This window comes from Phenylobacterium sp. (assembly GCF_036677185.1).
GTDB lineage: Bacteria > Pseudomonadota > Alphaproteobacteria > Caulobacterales > Caulobacteraceae > Phenylobacterium.
Map to the genome: position 1 here is coordinate 50,204 of NZ_JAKFEN010000012.1, position 19,329 is coordinate 69,532.

Annotated in this window: 17 protein-coding genes; 12 read left to right on the forward strand and 5 right to left on the reverse strand. The window is 69.7% G+C overall.

The features are described 5' to 3' along the window. The first annotated feature begins 21 nt into the window (after window positions 1-21). Window positions 22-741, forward strand: a complete 720-nt coding sequence (locus tag V6M51_RS01745; RefSeq protein WP_332764103.1) for a glycosyltransferase family protein — start codon at window positions 22-24, stop codon at window positions 739-741. Between the two features lie 38 nt (window positions 742-779). On the opposite strand, the gene V6M51_RS01750 is transcribed toward V6M51_RS01745, so the two are convergent. Further along, complete coding sequence (locus V6M51_RS01750) at window positions 780-1,361, reverse strand: hypothetical protein (RefSeq protein ID WP_332764104.1); 582 nt, start codon at window positions 1,359-1,361, stop codon at window positions 780-782. Between the two features lie 300 nt (window positions 1,362-1,661). Between V6M51_RS01750 and V6M51_RS01755 the strand changes: the two genes are divergently transcribed. From V6M51_RS01755 to V6M51_RS01765, 3 genes are all read left to right on the forward strand, one after another. Next, window positions 1,662-3,347 (forward strand): hypothetical protein, encoded by a 1,686-nt coding sequence (locus V6M51_RS01755; protein WP_332764106.1) that lies wholly within the window; start codon window positions 1,662-1,664, stop codon window positions 3,345-3,347. 117 nt (window positions 3,348-3,464) lie between these two features. Then, window positions 3,465-4,328, forward strand: a complete 864-nt coding sequence (locus tag V6M51_RS01760; protein ID WP_332764107.1) for a toll/interleukin-1 receptor domain-containing protein — start codon at window positions 3,465-3,467, stop codon at window positions 4,326-4,328. 48 nt (window positions 4,329-4,376) lie between these two features. Beyond that, on the forward strand, window positions 4,377-4,619 hold the full coding sequence (locus V6M51_RS01765) for a hypothetical protein (protein WP_332764108.1): 243 nt from the start codon (window positions 4,377-4,379) through the stop codon (window positions 4,617-4,619). 5 nt (window positions 4,620-4,624) lie between these two features. Here the strand turns inward: V6M51_RS01765 and V6M51_RS01770 are convergent, their stop codons facing one another. After that, window positions 4,625-5,278: a 2-hydroxychromene-2-carboxylate isomerase gene (locus V6M51_RS01770; protein ID WP_332764109.1), complete on the reverse strand. Its 654-nt coding sequence runs from the start codon at window positions 5,276-5,278 to the stop codon at window positions 4,625-4,627. Window positions 5,279-5,350: 72 nt separating this feature from the next. On the opposite strand from V6M51_RS01770, the gene V6M51_RS01775 reads away from it, so the two are divergent. After that, the gene (locus V6M51_RS01775) at window positions 5,351-6,004 is read left to right on the forward strand and encodes a TetR/AcrR family transcriptional regulator (RefSeq protein WP_332764111.1); all 654 of its coding nucleotides are present in this window, start codon (window positions 5,351-5,353) and stop codon (window positions 6,002-6,004) included. A gap of 10 nt (window positions 6,005-6,014) precedes the next feature. Next, window positions 6,015-7,511: an MBL fold metallo-hydrolase gene (locus V6M51_RS01780; protein WP_332764112.1), complete on the forward strand. Its 1,497-nt coding sequence runs from the start codon at window positions 6,015-6,017 to the stop codon at window positions 7,509-7,511. A 178-nt stretch (window positions 7,512-7,689) separates the two neighbouring features. Here the strand turns inward: V6M51_RS01780 and V6M51_RS01785 are convergent, their stop codons facing one another. Beyond that, entirely contained in the window at window positions 7,690-8,583 is an 894-nt protein-coding gene (locus V6M51_RS01785; protein ID WP_332764114.1) for a LysR family transcriptional regulator, read from the reverse strand. Between the two features lie 92 nt (window positions 8,584-8,675). Here V6M51_RS01785 and V6M51_RS01790 point away from each other — a divergent pair, with 92 nt between their 5' ends. From V6M51_RS01790 to V6M51_RS01815, 6 genes are all read left to right on the forward strand, one after another. Continuing rightward, window positions 8,676-10,190 (forward strand): CoA-acylating methylmalonate-semialdehyde dehydrogenase, encoded by a 1,515-nt coding sequence (locus tag V6M51_RS01790; protein ID WP_332764116.1) that lies wholly within the window; start codon window positions 8,676-8,678, stop codon window positions 10,188-10,190. Between the two features lie 10 nt (window positions 10,191-10,200). Then, the gene (locus V6M51_RS01795; protein ID WP_332764117.1) at window positions 10,201-11,340 is read left to right on the forward strand and encodes an isobutyryl-CoA dehydrogenase; all 1,140 of its coding nucleotides are present in this window, start codon (window positions 10,201-10,203) and stop codon (window positions 11,338-11,340) included. A gap of 13 nt (window positions 11,341-11,353) precedes the next feature. After that, window positions 11,354-12,250: a 3-hydroxyisobutyrate dehydrogenase gene (gene mmsB / locus V6M51_RS01800; protein ID WP_332764119.1), complete on the forward strand. Its 897-nt coding sequence runs from the start codon at window positions 11,354-11,356 to the stop codon at window positions 12,248-12,250. 121 nt (window positions 12,251-12,371) lie between these two features. Beyond that, entirely contained in the window at window positions 12,372-13,121 is a 750-nt protein-coding gene (locus V6M51_RS01805) for a class I SAM-dependent methyltransferase (protein WP_332764121.1), read from the forward strand. Between the two features lie 14 nt (window positions 13,122-13,135). After that, window positions 13,136-14,293 carry a serine hydrolase domain-containing protein gene (locus V6M51_RS01810; RefSeq protein WP_332764123.1) on the forward strand — a complete coding sequence of 386 codons (1,158 nt, stop codon included), beginning with the start codon at window positions 13,136-13,138 and terminating at the stop codon, window positions 14,291-14,293. 73 nt (window positions 14,294-14,366) lie between these two features. After that, the gene (locus V6M51_RS01815) at window positions 14,367-14,615 is read left to right on the forward strand and encodes a dodecin family protein (protein ID WP_332764125.1); all 249 of its coding nucleotides are present in this window, start codon (window positions 14,367-14,369) and stop codon (window positions 14,613-14,615) included. A gap of 159 nt (window positions 14,616-14,774) precedes the next feature. On the opposite strand, the gene V6M51_RS01820 is transcribed toward V6M51_RS01815, so the two are convergent. Both V6M51_RS01820 and V6M51_RS01825 read right to left on the reverse strand, forming a co-directional pair. Beyond that, window positions 14,775-16,181, reverse strand: a complete 1,407-nt coding sequence (locus V6M51_RS01820; protein ID WP_332764127.1) for an efflux transporter outer membrane subunit — start codon at window positions 16,179-16,181, stop codon at window positions 14,775-14,777. Further along, window positions 16,181-19,321, reverse strand: coding sequence for an efflux RND transporter permease subunit (locus V6M51_RS01825; protein ID WP_332764129.1), 3,141 nt, complete (start codon window positions 19,319-19,321; stop codon window positions 16,181-16,183). Before V6M51_RS01825 ends, V6M51_RS01820 begins: the two co-directional genes overlap by 1 nt. Window positions 19,322-19,329: the final 8 nt, after the last annotated feature.

Genomic DNA, 19,329 nt, shown 5'->3' on the forward strand with positions numbered 1-19,329 from the left:
CCGACAGCGTAGGAGCGTCCCATGATCGCGGCGGTACTCCAGGCGCGAATGAGCTCGACGAGGCTGCCCGGCAAGGTGCTGGCCGACCTGGCAGGCGCCCCGATGATCACGCGTCAGATCGAGCGCCTGAACCGCGCGCGGGCCATCGACCGCCTCATCGTCGCCACCACCGACGACCCGTCGGACGACGTGCTGGCCGATCACCTGACCAAGGCCGGCGTCGAGGTCTTTCGGGGCTCGATGCAGGATGTGCTGGGTCGCTTCGCCGGCGCGGTCGCCTCGCTGGATGAGGACGATCTCGTCGTGCGCCTGACGGCCGACTGTCCGCTGACCGATCCGGGGCTGATCGACGCCATGATCGGCCAACAGCTCGCCTCCCACGCCCACTACACCGCCACCACCCTGCCGACGCGCACCTATCCCAAGGGCCTGGACGCCGAGGTGATGAGCGTCGGAACGCTGCGCGTGGCGGCCGCCGAAGCGGTCGACCCCTATGAGCGCGAGCACGTCACGCCCTTCATCTATCGCCGGCCCGACCGCTTCACGCTTGGCGGGGTGTCGCAGGATCGCGACGAGGGCGAGGTCCGCTGGACCGTCGATCGCCCCGACGACCTGGTCTTCGTCCGCGCTGTCTATGAGGCCCTCTATCGCGAAGGGGAGCCTTTCACCTCTGACGACATCCGAAGCTTCGTGCGCGGGCGAGCCGATCTCGCCCGACTGGGCGGCGACCCCCGCGTCTAGACGGGCTCGGCCAGGCCGAGTCGCTCCGGGAGGCGCGGTCAGAGGCTCAGTTGGACGGTCTTTCCGCCGCGGATCTCGACGCGGCGCATGATGGCCATGTCGGCGCCGACGCCGGGCGGCGAGGGCTTGGCGACCGTGATCGCATACCATGCGCCGTCGGGAAGGCCGTTGAAGGCGAAGCGCCCCGAGGCGTCGCAGGCGGCGCGCTTGACGAAGGCCGAATAGTCCGCGCTGCGGCCCGGCGGCGTGCGGCCGCGGACCTCGGTGGCGGGGAGGGCCGCGCGCCTGGGCGACGCATAGAGAATGGTCATCCGGCGACGGGTCCAGGGCGTTTCGGGCGTGAGCACCACGCCCGCGCCGGCGCAGCTGTAGGGCTTGCCGCCGCCCCGGAAGGTCAGTTGACCCTCGATGCGGCCCTTTCCCGGCGCCTGGGACCAGGTGAAGTCGGAGGTCCGGAACTCCTCGGTGACGACCGCAGGACCCTTCGACACGGCCGGCTTCGGCGGCTGGTCGGTGGCGCAGGCTTGCAAGAGCAGCAGTCCAGCCGCGGCGCCGGCGAGGCGCGCCACACCCACGGGTTGGAGGCGAGATCCCAGGGTTGCGTCAACGAAGTCAGTCATTTGCGGCGCCCTTAGAAATTCCGGGAACTGGACAAGCATTCCTCCCAGCTTATCTGCCAGGATGGACATGTTTGAACATGTTAAGAAACAAAGACTCGCAATACCGCGAGGTACTGTCGCCAGGCGAGTAGTATTCAATCATGAAGGATTGAAGCAAGCCCATATATTATGCAGTCTGATCGCCGCGGCGGGACTCAATCCTTCTTCCCTGTGTTGGATGGATGGGTTGGTTATGAGGCAAGGCCGAGGCGCCGATGGCACGCGGCGCGGGAGGGGCGAGCGCAGGTGTCGGACGTGACCATGATCCAGCTCGCGTTCGCGGGCCATAATCGCGCCAACGACCTCGGCCACCACGCGCCCATCACCGAGGGCCTGGACGCGGCGTTCCGGCTCATCCGCGAAGCCGGCGTGGAGCACGCCCGGCTGCTCAGCGGCCTCGCGCCCGGCGCCGACGAGCTTGCCGCCGAGGCGTGGCGCTTGGCCCAGCTCGGGCCGATCCACGCGGTGTTCCCGTTCCTCGACGATCCGGCGGCCAAGGCCGCCGAGTTGCGCGGGGTCCAGTCGGCCACCTGGCTGGACGGGGCGGCCGCCGAGGCCCTGGGCCGCAACCCCCACCTGAAGCAGACCCGGCTGGTGGTGGAGGCCGCCGACCTGTTGGTGGTGGTGTGGACGGGAGAGCGGGCGCGGGGGGCGGGCGGGACCGCCGACGCGGTCCGCTGCGCCCTGGAGATCGGCCTGTCCGTCCTATGGGTGAAACCGTCCGATCCCCGGCTGCGGCTGATACGGCCCGAACGCCTGCCGTCGGACTTCGACTTCCCGGAGTTCCAGGAGGGCCTGCAGGCCGGGAACCTCTCACATGTCGAGGACGCCACGGCGGCGAATGTCCGCGAGGTGCTGAACCTGGATTCCCTTGCGGTCGCCGAAGCCGCCGAAGCCATGGCCGAGGAGGGCGCGGAGGGTCAGCGCGCGGGTAGTCTGGACGACTGGCTACACGTGTGGCTCTGGAAGACCTATGGCGGGTTCCGTCGGCTGCTCGGCGGGCGGGTGTCCGGCCTCGCGGCGCCGCACCCGCTGCCGGAGGACCTCGCCGAGCAGGAGGGGTTTCGCCTGCTGACCGCAGCCTATCTCAAGGCCGACCACCACGCCAATCGCCTGTCGGCGGTCCACCGTTCCGAACAGATCCTGCTGCTGCTGGCGATGGTCACGGCGGCGATCGTGGGCTCTTCCCCCGCGGTGTGGCCGCAGCTCAAGACGACCGCCGTCTTCGTCGAGCTCATGCTGGGCCTCGCGGCGCTGTGGGTCTGGACCGGCGCGGCGCGCGCGCGCCAGCACGAGCGGTGGGGCGAGGAGCGGCACTTGGCCGAGCAACTGCGCCTCGTGCGGGCCTGCTGGCCGCTTGGCGTGAGCCTGGTCAGCACCCGGGCTCGTCCCATCGCGCGCCACGCCCTGGAGCCGGAGCAGGCGATCCTGCGGCGCGCGGGCTTGCCGAGCGGAAAGTTCGACCAGGCCAGGGTCGCCAGTTGGGGCCGCTGGGCGATGAGCGAACTTGTGGACGGCCAGGCGGCCTACCATCAGGCGGTCAGCAAGCGGGAGGGCCGGATCGCCCATCGGATCCATGTCGGGGAGAACACGGCCTATCTGTTCCTGCTGGTGGTGTTCGCCGCCTATTTGATCGGCCATTCGCTCTCCGACGCGTTCGGCGTCCACGTCCCCCACTGGATCAGCGGCCTCGTCACGATGGCCGGGACCATCGTCCCGGCGTTCGCCGCGGCGACCATGGCGCTCGAGGCCAAGCTGGAATTCCAGGAGCAGAGCGCGCGGAGCGAGCGTATCGGCGACCAGCTGGAAGGCCTGGCCGCACAGCTCGGGTCAAGCCCGTCGCTGGACGACCTGCAGGGCGCGGCGCGCGCGGCCATGAAATGGCACCTGGCCGAGGCCAGTCACTGGCGCGACGGTGCGGGGCGGCGGCAGCTTTTCCGGCCGTAGTAATTATAAAGATCAGATTAGGATGAATTAGGATTCGTCGGGCGGACTTGTCACAACCGCGGATAGGCCGTCTTATATAAGCTGTGAGTTTGGGCGGATAGACTCGGGCGTGTTGAAATGAATGCCGATATTTTCATCAGCTTTCCTTCGAAAGACCAGAGGATTGCGAATATCCTGTGCACTGCGCTGGAGAGCCGCGGCTTCGGGTGCTGGATCTCGTCGCGAAATATTCAGCCGGGCGAGAACTTCCAGGTCTCGATCGTGCAGGCGATCCGCCGCGCGCGGATCATGCTGCTGGTCTTCACGGAGAATTCCAACAAGTCCGAGGAGATGACCAAGGAGCTGGCGCTCGCCAGCCAGCAGAAGCTGATCGTTATTCCGTTGCGCGTAGAGGACGTCACGCCGAACGAGGCCTTCTCCTACGAGTTCGCCACCCGTCAATGGATCGACTTCTTCGCGGACTGGGAGTTCGCGATGGACCAGCTCAGCCAGCGCATCGCCAGCGCGATCGGCGATCCCGCGGCCGACGCCGCGGTCCCGGCTCCCGCGCCATCCGTCTCGCCGCCCGAGGCCCGCAAGGCGGCTCCCGAAACCTCCAAGGCGACCGCCCAGCCGCGGAAGATCAGCGCGCCGGTCGACGGCCCCAAGAAGCCGGCTGGTCCGCCGCCGGTCGCGACCGGCGAAGTTCCCCCCGAACGGGCGAAGCGCCCGATGGTGGGGCTGGCCCTGGTGGGCGCCGCGGTCGCTGTCGCCGTGGCCGTCGGCCTGGTGCTGAGCGAGCCCAAGCCAAAGGCTCCCGATCTGGAGCCGAAGGTGGCGATCCTGGCCTCGGCGACCCTGCTGCCCACGCCGCCCGCGGCGGCCGATCCGCTGGCGGCGGCCGATCCGTTGGCGGCGGCCGAGCTTCCCAAGGCGAAGGCCGCGCCGAAGCGCAAGGCCCCCAAGGTCAAGCGCCAGGTCGAGGAGGAAATCCCCTACTGAACGCCGGGACTCGGGCTGTCTCGAGCCCGGCTAGGACGGACGAACCATATGCACGACACCATATCGCTGGGCGCGCTGCTCGCGGAGCATCCCGACGCGCAGATCCGCTTCAGTTGTTCAGGCTGCCGGACCAGCCACGACGTCGCCGCGGCGACCGTCCTGACCCGACTGGAAGCGCGCGGGCTGGGGGACGACCAGGTCGACGTCCGGGAACTGGGCCGGTTTTCCGAGCGGTCGTGCTACCGCTGCGGCGAGGCCCGATGGGAGACGCGTTCGCGCATCCCGGCCTGACAGCCCTAGACCCGTGCGGCCAGGCCGTGCTGGCCCATGCGCCAGAGCAGGGTCTCCAGGCGGTCCTGGCCGAAGAAGGGTTCGTCCTGGAAGACCATGGTGGGGACACCCCAGTGGCCGACCGCCTCCAGCCGGGCGTGGCTGGCCTGGATGGCGGCTTCGAGGCGATCGGCGTCGGTTGAGACCAGGTTCTCCAGGGCGGCGAGGTCGAGGCCGGCCCGCGCCGTGGCCTGGGCCAGGTGGTCGCCCTGGTCCCAGCCCTGGACCTGGCCGCCCCAGATCAGCTTGCTGACCTCGACGATGAAGGGAAGGCCGGCGCCGGCCTCGACCGCGGCCTGGCCCAGGTGGGTGAGGCGGCGGATATAGGGTTGGTCCTTGGCCACGTCGCCGGTGGCGATATCCATGACGATCGGGTCCGGCCGCGGGGGGCCGAAGGTCATGCCCAGCATCTGGGCGGTGCGGAAGCAGTCGCGTCCCACATAGAACGGCCAGCGCTTGTCCTGGCGCTTGAAGAAGCCGTCGACGCGGACCGCCAGCGGATAGACCGGGCGAATGTCGACCTGGACGTCGTAGCGCGCCGCGATCTCAGCCAGCCGCGGGGTCGCGAGGTACGAATAGGGGCTTCTGAACGACCAGAAGACGTCGACCTGCAGGGTCATCGGAAACCTCGCGCTTGCAATAATGACTATTTAGTCCAATAGTGACTAGATAGTCAAATTGGAGTCCGAGTGATGATCGCGGGGGGCGAGCGGGTTGATCGGCGGCGGGAGCGGACGCGGGCGGCCCTGGTGCGCGCGGGCCAGGCGCTGTTCGCCACGCGCTCGGTGGACGCGGTCAGCATCGACGACATCGTGGCCGCCGCCGAGGTCGCCAAGGGCAGCTTCTACAACCACTTCCCCGACAAGGATGGCCTGGCTTGGGAGATCGCCCAGCAGGCGCGGGCGGCCATCGAGCTGACGGTGGCCGACATCAACGGCGGGGTGGCCGACCCCGCCGAGCGGGTGGCGCGGGCGCTGGCGATGTTCGCCCGCGGCGCCGAGGCGTTCCCGATCCGGGCCCAGGCCATGATGCGGCTGTTCCCCTTCGCCTCGGTCCCCGACGCGCCGATGAACCGCGGCGTGCGCGCCGATATCCAGGCGGGCCTCGCGGCCGGGCGTTTCGAGGGCCTGGCGCCGGAGGCCGCCGTGCTGATGGCGGTCGGAACGGCTCAGATCGCGGTGTCGCGCGTGCTGGAACGCCAAGCCTCCGACGCGGTCGCGACCCTGGCCGAGGACCTGATCTTCGGCCTGTTGCGGGGGCTGGGACTGGACGCCGCCGCCGCGCGCGCCGTGGCCGCCAAGGCCTGCGCCGACATCTTCGCCGCCACCCTGCCCAACGGACTCTGAGGACCTGGACATGCGCGTCACCGGATTTTTCGTTGTCGTCTTCGCGCTGCTGTTCGCGGCCCTGGGCTTCGGGTTGTGGGCCGCGCCCGAGGAACTGGCGGGTGGGCTGCAGGTGGGAGCCCTGTCCCCGGAAGGCGTCTCCACCCTCAGGGCCGACCTGGGCGGGCTGTTCGTCGCGCTGGCGGCCCTATGCTTCGCCGGGGTCTGGACCCGCCGCGCGATGCTGCTGCAGGCCGCCGCCCTGATCCTGGTCACCATCGTCGTGGGACGGCTGATGGGCGTGGTCGACGACGGCCTGCCGGGCGGCGTCCCGCGCGCCCTGGTTATCGAGATCGCCGCGATCGTCGCCCTGGTGCTCCACGGTCGCGGCCTGGGCCGATCCGAGGCGCCCGAGCGCGCCGGTCTGACGCGGGCGATCCTGCTGGTGGTGGGCCTGGGGGTCGCCGCCAAGCTCGGCCTCTCCGCGGCCCTGGCCAATCCGACGGTCCAGCAGAAGATCTTCGAGCGCGCGGTGGCCCAGCGGATGGGCGCCGACAACTCCGCCCTCCTGGCCGACGACGCCCTGCGGGTGGCGGTCTGCGGCACCTCCGCGCCCCTGCCCAGCAAGACGCGGGCGAAGGCCTGCGTGGCGGTGATCGCCGGCGGCAAGTTCTACATCGTCGATGTGGGGCCGGAGTCGGTGGAGAACCTGATGCAGTGGGGTATCCCGCTGGACCGGATCGGCGGGGTGCTGATCACCCATTTCCACTCCGACCATATCGGCGACCTGGGTGAGCTGAACCTGCAGACCTGGGCCCAGGGACGGCCCGCGCCGCTCGACGTCCATGGCGGACCGGGGGTCGACCAGGTGGTCGATGGCTTCAACCAGGCCTACCGGATCGACCAGGGCTACCGGACCGTCCACCACACGGCCAAGATGATGCCGCCGGAGACCTGGCCCCTGGTGGCGCGGACCGTCGAGATGGCCGGACCGGCCACGCCCGCCAAGGCCCGCACCGGCCTGGTGTTCGACGACGGCAAGCTGAAGATCACGGCCATCGAGGTGGACCACGGGCCGATCGAGCCGGCCTATGCCTACCGCTTCGACTACAAGGGCCGCTCGGTGGTGATCAGCGGCGACATGAAGAACCATCCGCCGCTGGCGCGCGCCGCCATGGGCGCCGACGTGATGGTCTCCGAGGCGATCGCCCGGCCGATGATCCAGACGATGGAGGCCGGCGCCAAGGGCCTCGGCCGCGGCCGGGTCGAGCGCATCATGCACGACATCCAGGACTACCACGTCTCGCCCCAGGAGGCGGCGGTCCTGGCCAACCAGGCCAAGGTCAAGCTGCTGGTCTTCTATCACCTGCTGCCGGCGCCGGACGGGATGATCGCGCGGCGGACTTTCGAAAGCGGGATCGAGGCGGCGCGGGACGGCGACTGGACCCTGGCCGACGACGGCAGCCTCTACACCCTGCCGCTGGGGTCCAAGGAGGTCCGGATCGGGCGGGTTCCGAGGGCGCCTTGATTCTGGAGAACCGCTTGAGCCGGCTGGATCTCCTCCTCTCCACCCATCTTGGGGGAGAGGGTAGGGTGAGGGGGGCGTTTCCGCGGCGCTGGGTTGGCTGAGAGACCGCATTGCGTCGCTTCGCGCCGCATCCCTTCACCCTACCCTCTCCCCTTGGAAGGGGAGAGGAGGAGCGAGGCTAACGTCGTTCTTGGGCGTATGGCGCAAGCCGCGCCGCCTCGTCGATGCAGAGCGCCTTGACCCAGGTGCGGACGGCGCGGAGGCGGGCGGTGTCGTGGACCTCGCGGTGGGTGGCGAGCCAGAAGCGGCGCTCCAGCAGCACCTCGCCCGCCAGGACCCGCGTCAGGCCCTGGGCCATGAAGCAGGGCAGGACGCCTATGCCGCCGCCGCCGGCGACGATCTCCCGCTGGGCGCGGATCGAGGAACTGGCGAGGCGAGGGGTGAGGCCCGGCAGGACCTCGTCCAGATAGCGCAGCTCCGGGGCGTAGATCAGGTCGTCCACATAGCCCACGATATCCAGGTCGCGCAGGTCGGCGACGTCATTCGGCGCGGGCCGGCGTTCGAGATAGGCCGGGGCGGCGTAGAGGGCGAGCTGGTAGGGCGTCAGGGGTTCGACGATCAGCCGGGCCTGGTCGGGGGCGCTGAGCGTGATGGCCATGTCCACCTCGCGGCGGCCGGGCGAGAGGAAGCCGGCGCTGGCGGCCAGTTCGACGCGCAGGCCGGGCCGGGCGGCGGCGAGGCCGGGCAGGGCCGGGGCCAGGATCGCCGAACCGAACCCTTCGGCGGCGCTGATCCGCACCGTGCCGGCGATGACGTCGGGGCGGGTGACCTGGGCGGCGGCCTCCATGGCGGCCTCGGCGTCCAGGGCGATGGCCAGGAGCTGGGCCCCGGCGGCGGTGAGCTGCAGGCCGGACGGCGAGCGGGCCAGCAGGGTGGACTTCAGGGCCGATTCCAGCCGCGACACCCGGCGGCCCACCGTGGCGGCGTCGACGCCCAGCCGTTGGGCGGCGGCGGTGAGCGAGCCGGTGCGGGCCGCGGCGATGAAGACCTTCAGGTCGTCCCAATCGAACATGCCTGCATATTTGCATGACCTAAGCCGCAAGTCTGCAATACCGGTGGCCGGCCGGCTCTGATAGGGCAGGGCGCAAGAACAGGGAGGCCTCCATGCGCGACATCCAACACTTCATCAGCGGCGCGTCCGTCGCGGGAACCTCCGGCCGCTTCGGCGACGTCTACAATCCCAACACCGGCGAGGTTCAGGCCCGGGTGGCCCTGGCCACCTCCGCCGAGGTCGACGCCGCGGTGGCCGCCGCCGTCGCCGCCCAGCCGGCCTGGGCCGCCACCAATCCCCAGCGCCGGGCGCGGGTGATGTTCGAGTTCAAGCGCTTGGTCGAGGCCAATATGCAGTCGCTGGCCGAGCTGCTGTCCTCCGAGCACGGCAAGGTCGTGGCCGACTCCAAGGGCGACATTCAGCGCGGGCTGGAAGTCATTGAATTTGCTTGCGGTATCCCGCATGTCTTGAAGGGCGAATATACCGAGGGCGCGGGTCCCGGGATCGATGTCTATTCCATGCGCCAGCCGCTGGGCGTGGCGGCGGGGATCACCCCGTTCAACTTCCCGGCCATGATCCCGATGTGGATGTTCGGCATCGCCATCGCGGTGGGCAACACCTTCATCCTGAAGCCCTCGGAGAAGGACCCCAGCGTCCCGGTCCGCCTGGCCGAGCTGTTCATGGAGGCGGGCGCCGCCGTGGGCATGGACGTCAAGGGCGTGCTGAACGTGATCCACGGCGACAAGGCCGCGGTCGACGCGATCCTGACCCATCCGGACATCGCCGCGGTCAGCTTCGTCGGCTCGTCCGACATCGCCCACTATGTCTATTCGACCGGCACCGCGCACGGGAAGCGGGTCCAGGCCATGGGCGGGGCCAAGAACCACGGCATCGTCCTGCCCGACGCCGACCTCGACCAGGTGGTGAAGGACCTGTCGGGCGCGGCCTTCGGCTCGGCGGGCGAGCGCTGCATGGCCCTGCCGGTGGTGGTGCCGGTGGGCAGGACCGTGGCTGACGAACTGCGCAAGCGCATGATCGCCGAGATCGAGACCCTGAAGGTCGGGGTGTCGTCCGACGCCGCGGCCCAGTACGGCCCGGTGGTCTCGGCCGCCCACCGCGACAAGATCGCCAACTATATCCAGATGGGGGTCGACGAGGGCGCCGAGCTGGTCGCCGACGGCCGCGGCTTCTCGCTGCAGGGCTATGAGAAGGGCTTCTTCATCGGCCCCAGCCTGTTCGACCAGGTGAAGCCCGGCATGCGCACCTACCAGGAGGAGATCTTCGGTCCGGTGCTGCAGATCGTCCGCGCCGAGACCTATGAGGAGGCGCTGGCCCTGCCGTCCAAGCACCAGTACGGCAACGGGGTGGCGATCTTCACCCGCAACGGCCGCGCGGCCCGCGACTTCGCCAACCGGGTGCAGGTGGGCATGGTGGGGATCAATGTGCCGATCCCGGTGCCGGTGGCCTATCACACCTTCGGCGGCTGGAAGCGCAGCGCCTTCGGAGACACCAACCAGCACGGCCTCGAGGGCGTGAAGTTCTACACCAAGGTCAAGACGATCACGGCGCGCTGGCCGGAAGGCGACAGTCATGCAGACTCGTCGTTCGTCATCCCGACCATGCGCTAAAGGCCCCTCCATGAACTTCGACCTGACCGACGACCAGCGGGCGATCCAGGACGCGGCGCAGGCCTTCGCCGCGGCCGAACTGGCCCCGCATTCGGCGAAATGGGACGAGGAGAAGCACTTCCCGGTGGACGTGCTGCGGAAGGCCGCCGAGCTGGGCTTCGCGGGCATCTATATCGGCGAGGATGTCGGCGGGTCGGCCCTGACGCGGCTCGACGCCTCGATCGTGTTCGAGGCGCTCTCCTACGGCGACGTGTCGACGGCGGCCTACCTGACCATCCACAACATGGCCTCGTGGATGATCGACCGGTTCGGGGCCGAGGAACTGCGCCAGCGCTACCTGCCGCGGCTGACCAGCATGGAGCTGATCGCCAGCTACTGCCTGACCGAGCCGGGCTCGGGGTCCGACGCCGCGGCCCTGCGGACCAGCGCCAAGCTGGACGGTGACCACTACGTCCTGAACGGGTCGAAGGCCTTCATCTCCGGCGGCGGGGTCTCCGACGTCTATGTGGTGATGGCGCGGACCGGCGAGACGGGCGCCAAGGGGGTCTCGGCCATCGTGGTGGAGAAGGGGACGCCCGGCCTGTCGTTCGGGGCCCAGGAAAAGAAGATGGGCTGGAACGCCCAGCCTACCGCCCAGGTCAATTTCGACAATTGCCGGGTCCCGGTCGCCAACCGCATCGGGGCCGAGGGCGAGGGCTTCCGCTTCGCCATGATGGGATTGGACGGCGGGCGGCTGAACATCGCCTCGTGTTCGCTCGGCGGGGCGGGCTTCGCCCTCGACACGGCCCAGGCCTACATGACCCAGCGCCAGCAGTTCGGGAAGAACCTGGCCGACTTCCAGGCCCTGCAGTTCAAGATCGCCGACATGGCCACCGAGTTGGAGGCCGCCCGGCTGATGGTGCGGCGGGCGGCCTCTGCGCTCGACAATCGCGACCCCCAGGCCACCAAGCTCTGCGCCATGGCCAAGCGGTTCGCCACCGACGCGGGCTTCGAGGTGGCCAACCAGGCCCTGCAACTGCACGGCGGCTACGGCTACCTGGCCGACTATCCGCTGGAGCGGATCGTGCGCGACCTGCGGGTCCACCAGATCCTCGAAGGCACCAACGAGATCATGCGGGTGATCATCGCCCGCGAGATGTTCCGGCAATAAGGAAGCCCAGCAGATGACGAAGATCGCCTTCATCGGGGTCGGCAACATGGGCGCCGGCATGGCGGCCAACCAGGCCAAGGCCCAGCACCAGGTGGCGGCCTTCGACCTGTCGCCGGCGGCGCTGGCCAAGGCGGTGGAGGCCGGGTGCCAGGCGGCGGACTCCGTGGCCGCGGCGGTCAAGGACGCCGAGGTGGTGATCACCATGCTGCCGGCCGGCAAGCACGTGCGCGAGGTCTATGCGCAGCAGGTGCTGCCGAACGCGGCCAAGGGCGCCCTGTTGATCGACTGCTCGACCATCGACGTGGAGTCGGCCCGCGCCGTCGCCGGCCAGGCCGTCGAGGCCGGGTTCCGGTTCGCCGACGCGCCGGTCTCCGGCGGGATCATGGCGGCCGACGCCGGGACCCTGGCCTTCATGGTGGGCTGCGCCGAGGCCGATTTCGCCGCCGTCGAGGCCGCGCTCACCCCCATGGCGCGGGTGGTGCTGCGTGCCGGCGAGGCCGGGGCCGGCCAGGCGGCCAAGATCTGCAACAACATGCTGCTGGGCGTCTCGATGCTGGGGACCTGCGAAGCCTTCGCGCTCGCCGAGAAGCTGGGCCTCGAGGCCGAGCGGTTCTTCGAGATCGCGTCCAAGTCCTCCGGCCAGTGCTGGTCGCTGACCAGCTATTGCCCCTGGCCGGGGCCGGTGCCGGCGGCGCCGTCCAATCGCGGCTATGAGGGCGGGTTCCTGACCGCGCTCATGCTGAAGGACCTGAAGCTGTCGCAGGACGCCGCGGCCAAGGTCGGCGCCTCGACCCCCATGGGCGCCCAGGCCGGGGCGCTTTACGCGATGTTCGACGGGCTGGGACACGGCGGGAAGGACTTCTCCGCGGTGCTGCAGTTATTGCGCGGCAAGCTGGACGAGCTGGCCTAGGGGCGGGTCAGCGTTCCTTCTCCCGCAAGGGGAGAAGGACGACTTGCGCCAAACAGCGTTAGCCAAGCCCGCGCAGTCGTCCTAGCCTCGCCTCACAACAACAATGTGAGGGAGGCGCGCCATGCGTCTGATGGTTCCCCTGTTCGCGGCGCTCAGCGTCAGTTTCGCCGGCGCGGCGGTCGCCGCCGAGGTTCCCGCCCATATCCAGGCCGCCCTGGCCGACAAGGCCCGGCCCGCCGAGGACGTTGCGCGGGACGCCGCGCGCAAGCCCGGCGAACTGCTGGCCATGGGCGACATCAAGGTCGGCGGCAAGGTGGCCGACTTCGTGATCGGCGGCGGCTATTTCACCCGCATCCTGTCGGCGGCGGTCGGTCCGACCGGGACCGTCTACGCCTACCAGCCGGCCGAGTTCATCGGGTACGACAAGAGCTATGGCGAGAACTTGAAGAAGATCGCCGCGGCCCTTCCCAATGTGAAGCCCATCGATACGAGCTTCCAGACCGTGGACCTGCCCGACGGGCTGGACCTGGTGCTGACCGTGCAGAACTATCACGACTTCTTTCTGAAGCCGTTTCCCGCCGACACGGCGACCAAGGTCAATGCCGAGATCTTCAAGTCGCTGAAGCCGGGCGGGGTCTATCTGATCGTCGACCACGAGGCTCTGCCCGGCGCGGGCCTGGGCGTGGGCGACAGCCTGCACCGCATCGACATCGCCGACGTGAAGAAGGGCGTCGAGGCGGCCGGGTTCAAGTTCGTCGAGGAGAGCCAGCTGCTGCACGCGCCTGGCGACCCGCACACCGCCAACGTCTTCGACCCAGCCATTCGTGGCAAGACCGACCAGTTCATCCTGAAGTTCAAGAAGCCAGGCTAAGCTAAGGTTTTCTCATGTATTCGAGGTTCGAAACGGCGCTGGACGCCGCGGTCGCGGGCGGCCGGGTGGCCGGCGCCGTGGCCCTGGTCGCCGACCGGGATGGGGTGACCTACGAGGCCGCCGCCGGGCTCCGGAAGGTTGGCGATGCGGCGCTGATGGACCCGGCGACGGTGTTCTGGCTGGCCTCGATGACCAAGGCGGTGGCTTCGGTGGCGGCCCTGCGCGAGGTGGAGCAGGGACGGCTCAGCCTCGATGGCGATCTCTCGGCGCTGCTGCCGGAGTTCGCCGGCCTGCAGATGCTGGAGGGTTTCGAGGCCGACGGCGCGCCGCGGCTGCGGCCGGCCAAGCGGGCGCCGACCCTGCGCCAGCTGCTGACCCACACCTCGGGCTTCGGCTACGGCTTCCTGCACGGGGAGCTCACCCGCTGGCGCGAGGCGGCCGGGGCGCCCGACCCGATGGCCGGTTTCCGCGCCGGCCACGCCCAGCCGCTGCTGTTCGAGCCGGGCGAGCAGTGGGCCTACGGCATCGGCATCGACTGGGCGGGCCTGGCGGTGGAGGCGGCCAGCGGCCAGCGCTTGGACGCCTATCTGGCCGAGCACGTCTTCGGGCCGTTGGGGATGGTCGACACCGGCTTCCTGCCGACACCCGAGCAGGCGGCGCGGCAGGCCAGCCCCCATGCGCGCGGCGAGGACGGTAGGCTGGCGCCGATCCCCTTCGCCCTGCCGAGCGCGCCGGAGGTCTGGTCGGGAGGCGGGGGCCTGTTCGGCACGGCGCGGGACTATGCGCGCTTCACCCGCATGCTGCTGAACGGTGGGACCCTGGATGGCGTCCGGGTGCTGAGCCCGGAGACCGTCGATCAGCTCGGCCAGGTGCAGACCGGACCCCTGCGGGCCGGGGCGTTCAAGGACGGGGTGGCCATGACCCTGGACTTCGACCTGTTCCCCGACCAGCACACCGGCTGGGGTCTGACCGGCCTGATCAACCCGGAGCCCTCGGCCGACGGTCGTGGGGCGGGCAGCCTGGCCTGGGCCGGCATTTTCAACACCTATTACTGGGTCGATCGCGCGGCGGGGTTGAGCGGCATGCTGATGACCCAGCAGACCCCATTCGGCGATCCTGACGTGCTGGGTCTGCTCGGCGCCCTGGAGCGGGACGCCTATCGGGTGGGCTGAGCGGGAATGGCTTGTCCCGGCGCGGCGGAAGGCGCCCTAATGCGTCGGGGTGGGCGCCTGGCAGGAGGAGCCCATGAGTGTCTATCGCGTCACCGAAATCGTCGGCACGAGCGAAAGCGGCTGGGCCGACGCCGCCAAACAGGCCCTGGAGGCCGCGGCCGGATCCCTGCGCGACCTGAGGGTGGCGGACGTCGTGGCCCAGGACGTCACGCTGGGGCCCGACGGCAGGATCGAGGCTTACCGCGTCCGGATGCAGGTCAGCTTCAAGGTCGAACAGGACGCCGAGGCCCAGTCCCTGGTGGTCGAGGCGCTGGGGTTCTAGGTCGCCGGCTTCCATAACCGCTCATCCCGGCGAAGGCCGGGACCCAGGTCGTAGGTCTGGGGCCAGACGCGAAAATCACCTAGCGCGGTGGCTGAATCTGGGTCCCGGCCTTCGCCGGGATGAGCGGAGTTGGACGGGCGAAACCCTTATCAATCCGCCCTAGCGCGAGGCCGCGCCAGCCCCACCGCCCAGCGCCCGATAGAGCGTCACGCGGTTGGTGGCCTCCACCAGACGGGTGTTGGTCAGGTTCTGGCGGGCGCCATAGAGGGTGCGCTGGGCGTCCAGCAGGGCCAGGTAGCCATCGACGCCGCGGTCGTAGCGGGCCTGGGTCAGGCGTTGGACCTCGGCCGCCGCGGCCACCAGGCGCTCCTGGGCCTCGATCCGCTGGCGGATGGTGGCGCGGACCGCGAGCGCGTCGGAGACCTCGCGGAAGGCGGTCTGGACGGCCTTTTCGTACTGCGAGACGGCGATGTCGCGATTGGCCCTGGCCACGCCCAGGCTCGCGATATTGGCCCCGCCGGCAAAGATCGGCAGGGTGATCTGCGGCATGAAGCTCCAGGTCCCGGTTCCGGCGCTGAACAACCTGTCGAGGTCGGTGCTGGCGTTCCCCGTGGCGCCGGTGAGCGTGATCCGCGGGAAGAAGGCCGCCCGCGCCGCGCCGATATTGGCGTTCTGGGCCTGAAGCGTGTGCTCGGCGGCCAGGACGTCGGGCCGGCGGGTCAGGATGTCGGACGGCAGGCCGGGGGGCAGGTCGGCCAGGACGGCGATCTCCGTCAGGCCGCCATTGGGCAGCAGGTCGGCCGGGACCTCGGCGCCGACCACCAGGCGCAGGGCGTTGCGGTCGAGATCGACCAGGGCCTCAGCCGTCGCCGCATCGCTGCGGGCCTGCTCGGCCAGGGTCTCGGTCTGGCGCAGGTCGAGCGCCGAGGTGGCGCCGCCCTCGAAGCGCTTGCGCGCCAGGCTGAGCGCGTCCTCGCGGGCCTTGAGCGTATCGCGGGTGATGGCCAGGAGGTCCTGGTCGGCGGCCAGGGTGAGGTAGGTGGAGGCCACCTCGCCGATCAGGCTGATCTGGGCGGCGCGACGGTTCTCCTCGGTGGCGAAATAGTTCTGCAGGGCCGCGGCGCTGAGGCTGCGGACCCGGCCGAAAAGGTCGAGCTCATAGGCCGAGAGGCCGACGGTGGCGCTATATTGCTCGGTCTCGAAGGCCTGGCCGGTCTGGGAGACCGAGGCCGGGGTGCGCGACTGGGTCTGGGAACCCGTGGCGTTGAGGGTCGGCAGCAGGGCCGCGCGCTGGACGCGGTATTGCGACCGGGCGCGCTCGATATTGCCCACCGCTACCCGCAGGTCGCGGTTCTCCTTCAGCGCCAGGTCGATGACGCCCTGCAGGCGCGGGTCCTGGAAGACCTGGCGCCAGTCGAGCTCGGCGGCCGAGGGGCCCTGGGCGGCGACGGCCTGCGGCCAGACCTGGGCGACCGGGAGGGCCGGACGCTCATAGCGCGGGGCCATGGTGCAGGCCGAGACGGCGGTCGCGGCCAGCAGGACCGCGGCAAGGGTTCGACGCGACATCAGCTCGCCTCGCTGGGGGTGGGTGCGGCTTCCTCGGTCCTGGGGGCGCGACCGAGGTGGCGCTGGACCAGGACGAAGAAGAGCGGGACGAAGAAGATGGCCAGCGCCACGGCGGAGATCATCCCGCCGATCACGCCCGTGCCGATGGCGTGCTGGCTGCCCGAGCCCGGGCCGTTGGCGATGGCCAGCGGCAGGACCCCGAAGACGAAGGCCAGCGAGGTCATCAGGATCGGCCGCAACCGGATGCGCACGGCCTCCAGCGTAGCCTCGACCAGGTCGGCCCCGGCGCGGTAGCGGTCCTTGGCGAACTCGACGATCAGGATGGCGTTCTTGGCCGCCAGGCCCATGGTCGTGAGCAGGCCCACCTGGAAATAGATGTCGTTGGAGAGCCCGCGCAGGGTGGTGGCCAGCACCGCGCCGACCACGCCCAGGGGGACGACCATGATCACCGACAGCGGGATGGTCCAGCTCTCGTAGAGGGCCGCCAGCAACAGGAAGACCACGAGGACCGAGAGGGCGTAGAGGGCAGGGGCCTGGGCGCCGGACTCCCGTTCCTGCAGCGACAGGCCGGTCCATTCGTAGCCGATGCCGGGGGGCAGCTTGGCGGCCAGGGTCTCCATGCTCTTCATGGCCTCGCCTGAGCTCTTGCCGGGGGCGGGGGCGCCCTGGATGTTCACCGAAGAGAGGCCGTTATAGCGCTCCAGGCGGGGCGAGCCGACCGTCCACTGGGTGGTGGCGAAGGCCGAGAACGGGACCATCTGGCCCTTGTCGTTGCGCACGTACCAGCGCTCCAGATCCTCGGGCGCCATGCGATAGGGGGCGTCGGACTGGACGAAGACCTTCTTGATCCGTCCCCGGTCGATGAAGTCGTTCACATAGGCCCCGCCGAGCGCGGCGCTCAGCGAACTGTTGATGTCGGCGGTGGTGAGGCCAAGCGCGCCGGCCTTGGCCTGGTCGACGTCGATGCGCAGCTGCGGGGTGTCGTCCTGGCCGTTGGGGCGGACCCCCGCCAGGGTCGGATCCTGGCCGGCCATGCCGAGCATCTGGCCGCGGGCGGCCATCAGGGTCTCGTGGCCGACGCCGCCGACATCCTGCAGCTGGAAGTCGAAGCCCGAGGAGGTGCCGAGCTCCGGCACCGCCGGCGGGACCACGGCGAAGACCATGGCGTCGCGATAGCCGCCGAACTCACCCATGGCGCGCTGCGCCACGGCGGGGGCCTTGAGGTCGCCGGACTTGCGCTCGTCGAAGGGCTTCAGCCGCACGAAGGCGATGCCCGCGTTCTGGCCGGCGCCCGAGAAGCTGAAGCCGGAGACGGTGAACACCGCCAGGACGGCGTCGTCCTTGGCGTAGTGCTCGCGGACCCGCTTGAGCACGCCCTGGGTGCGCTCCGCGGTGGCCCCCGGGGGCAGCTGAACCAGGGTGATGACATTGCCCTGGTCCTCTTCCGGCAGGAAGGCGGTGGGCAGGCGGACGAACAGCAAGGCCAGGATCACGATGATGCCGGCATAGATCAGCATCCAGCGACCGCCATTGCCGAGAATGCGGCGGACCTGGTCCTGGTAACGGCCGCTGGCGTTGTCGAAGTTGCGGTTGAACCAGCCGAAGAAGCCGCCCTTGGTGACGCCGTGGCCCTTGGGCTTGGGCTTGAGCAGGGTGGCGCAGAGCGCTGGGGTGAGGACCAGGGCGACCAGGACCGACAGGGCCATGGCCGAGACCAGGGTGATGGAGAACTGCCGGTAGATCACGCCCTGGGACCCGCCGAAGAAGGCCATGGGCACGAAGACCGCGGCCAGGACCAGGGCGATGCCGATCAGGGCGCCGGTGATCTCGTCCATGGACTTGCGGGAGGCTTCGCGGGGCGACAGGCCTTCCTCCTCCATCAGCCGCTCGACGTTCTCGACCACGACGATGGCGTCGTCGACCAGCAGGCCGATGGCCAGCACCAGGCCGAACATGGTGAGCGTGTTGATCGAGTAGCCGAACGCCGCCAGCACGCCGAAGGTGCCCAGCAGGACCACGGGCACGGCGATGGTCGGGATGAGCGTCGCGCGCCAGTTCTGCAGGAAGAGGAAGATCACCAGGAAGACCAGGACAATGGCCTCGACCAGGGTCTTCACCACCTCCTCGATGGACTGCTGGATGAAGGGGGTGGAGTCGACCGGGATCACGTATTCGACCCCGGTCGGGAAGCTGGAGGACAGCTCCTCGACCCTCGCCTTGACGGCCTTGGCGGTGTCCAGGGCGTTGCCGCCGGGGGCGAGCTTGATGGCCAGGCCCGCGGCCGGCTTGCCGTTGTACTTGGCGATCGAGCCGTAGTTCTCGGCCCCGAGCTCGACGCGGGCGACGTCGCGCAGGAAGACGTGGGCGCCGTCCGGCGTGGTGCGCAGGACGATCGCCTGGAACTGTTCCGGGGTCTGCAGGCGCGACTGGGCGCTGATGGTGGCGTTGAGCGCCGTGCCGGGGGTGGACGGGGCGCCGCCGAGCTGGCCCGCTGAGACCTGGGCGTTCTGGGCGCGGATCGCGGTGATCACGTCGGCCGGGGTGATCGCAAACGAGGCCAGCTTGGCCGGGTCCAGCCAGATGCGCATGGCGTACTGGGCGCCGAACAGCTGGACGTCGCCGACCCCGTCGACGCGGCTGAGCTGGTCTTGGAGGTTGGAGGCGATGTAGTCGGCCAGGTCGTTGTCGGTGGACTTGCCGTCGGCGGAGTAGAGACCCACCACCATCAGGAAGTTGCGGGTCGACTTGACGACGCTGAGGCCCTGCTGCTGGACCTCCTGGGGCAGGAGGGCGGTGGCGGTCTGCAGTTTGTTCTGCACCTGGACCTGGGCGATATCGATATTGGTCCCGCCCTTGAAGGTCAGGGTGACGGTGGCCGCACCGCTCGAGTCGCTGCTGGACGACATGTAGAGCAGGCCATCCAGGCCCTTCATCTTCTGCTCGATGACCTGGGTGACGCTGTCCTCGACGGTCTTGGCCGAGGCGCCGGGATAGAGGGCCTGGACCGCCACCTGGGGCAGGGCGATGTCGGGATATTGCGCGATGGGCAGGCCGCGGATGGCCAGGGCGCCGGCCAGCATGATGACGATGGCCACGACCCAGGCGAAGATCGGCCGGTCGATGAAAAAGCGGGACAACATGGCCGGGA

What these genes read in the sequence shown, in the direction of transcription:
- V6M51_RS01745 (WP_332764103.1), top strand. Translation starts at nt 22, where the DNA reads ATGATCGCGGCGGTACTCCAGGCGCGAATGAGCTCGACGAGGCTGCCC.
- V6M51_RS01750 (WP_332764104.1), bottom strand. Translation starts at nt 1,361, where the DNA reads ATGACTGACTTCGTTGACGCAACCCTGGGATCTCGCCTCCAACCCGTG.
- V6M51_RS01755 (WP_332764106.1), top strand. Translation starts at nt 1,662, where the DNA reads ATGATCCAGCTCGCGTTCGCGGGCCATAATCGCGCCAACGACCTCGGC.
- V6M51_RS01760 (WP_332764107.1), top strand. Translation starts at nt 3,465, where the DNA reads ATGAATGCCGATATTTTCATCAGCTTTCCTTCGAAAGACCAGAGGATT.
- V6M51_RS01765 (WP_332764108.1), top strand. Translation starts at nt 4,377, where the DNA reads ATGCACGACACCATATCGCTGGGCGCGCTGCTCGCGGAGCATCCCGAC.
- V6M51_RS01770 (WP_332764109.1), bottom strand. Translation starts at nt 5,278, where the DNA reads ATGACCCTGCAGGTCGACGTCTTCTGGTCGTTCAGAAGCCCCTATTCG.
- V6M51_RS01775 (WP_332764111.1), top strand. Translation starts at nt 5,351, where the DNA reads ATGATCGCGGGGGGCGAGCGGGTTGATCGGCGGCGGGAGCGGACGCGG.
- V6M51_RS01780 (WP_332764112.1), top strand. Translation starts at nt 6,015, where the DNA reads ATGCGCGTCACCGGATTTTTCGTTGTCGTCTTCGCGCTGCTGTTCGCG.
- V6M51_RS01785 (WP_332764114.1), bottom strand. Translation starts at nt 8,583, where the DNA reads ATGTTCGATTGGGACGACCTGAAGGTCTTCATCGCCGCGGCCCGCACC.
- V6M51_RS01790 (WP_332764116.1), top strand. Translation starts at nt 8,676, where the DNA reads ATGCGCGACATCCAACACTTCATCAGCGGCGCGTCCGTCGCGGGAACC.
- V6M51_RS01795 (WP_332764117.1), top strand. Translation starts at nt 10,201, where the DNA reads ATGAACTTCGACCTGACCGACGACCAGCGGGCGATCCAGGACGCGGCG.
- mmsB (WP_332764119.1), top strand. Translation starts at nt 11,354, where the DNA reads ATGACGAAGATCGCCTTCATCGGGGTCGGCAACATGGGCGCCGGCATG.
- V6M51_RS01805 (WP_332764121.1), top strand. Translation starts at nt 12,372, where the DNA reads ATGCGTCTGATGGTTCCCCTGTTCGCGGCGCTCAGCGTCAGTTTCGCC.
- V6M51_RS01810 (WP_332764123.1), top strand. Translation starts at nt 13,136, where the DNA reads ATGTATTCGAGGTTCGAAACGGCGCTGGACGCCGCGGTCGCGGGCGGC.
- V6M51_RS01815 (WP_332764125.1), top strand. Translation starts at nt 14,367, where the DNA reads ATGAGTGTCTATCGCGTCACCGAAATCGTCGGCACGAGCGAAAGCGGC.
- V6M51_RS01820 (WP_332764127.1), bottom strand. Translation starts at nt 16,181, where the DNA reads ATGTCGCGTCGAACCCTTGCCGCGGTCCTGCTGGCCGCGACCGCCGTC.
- V6M51_RS01825 (WP_332764129.1), bottom strand. Translation starts at nt 19,321, where the DNA reads ATGTTGTCCCGCTTTTTCATCGACCGGCCGATCTTCGCCTGGGTCGTG.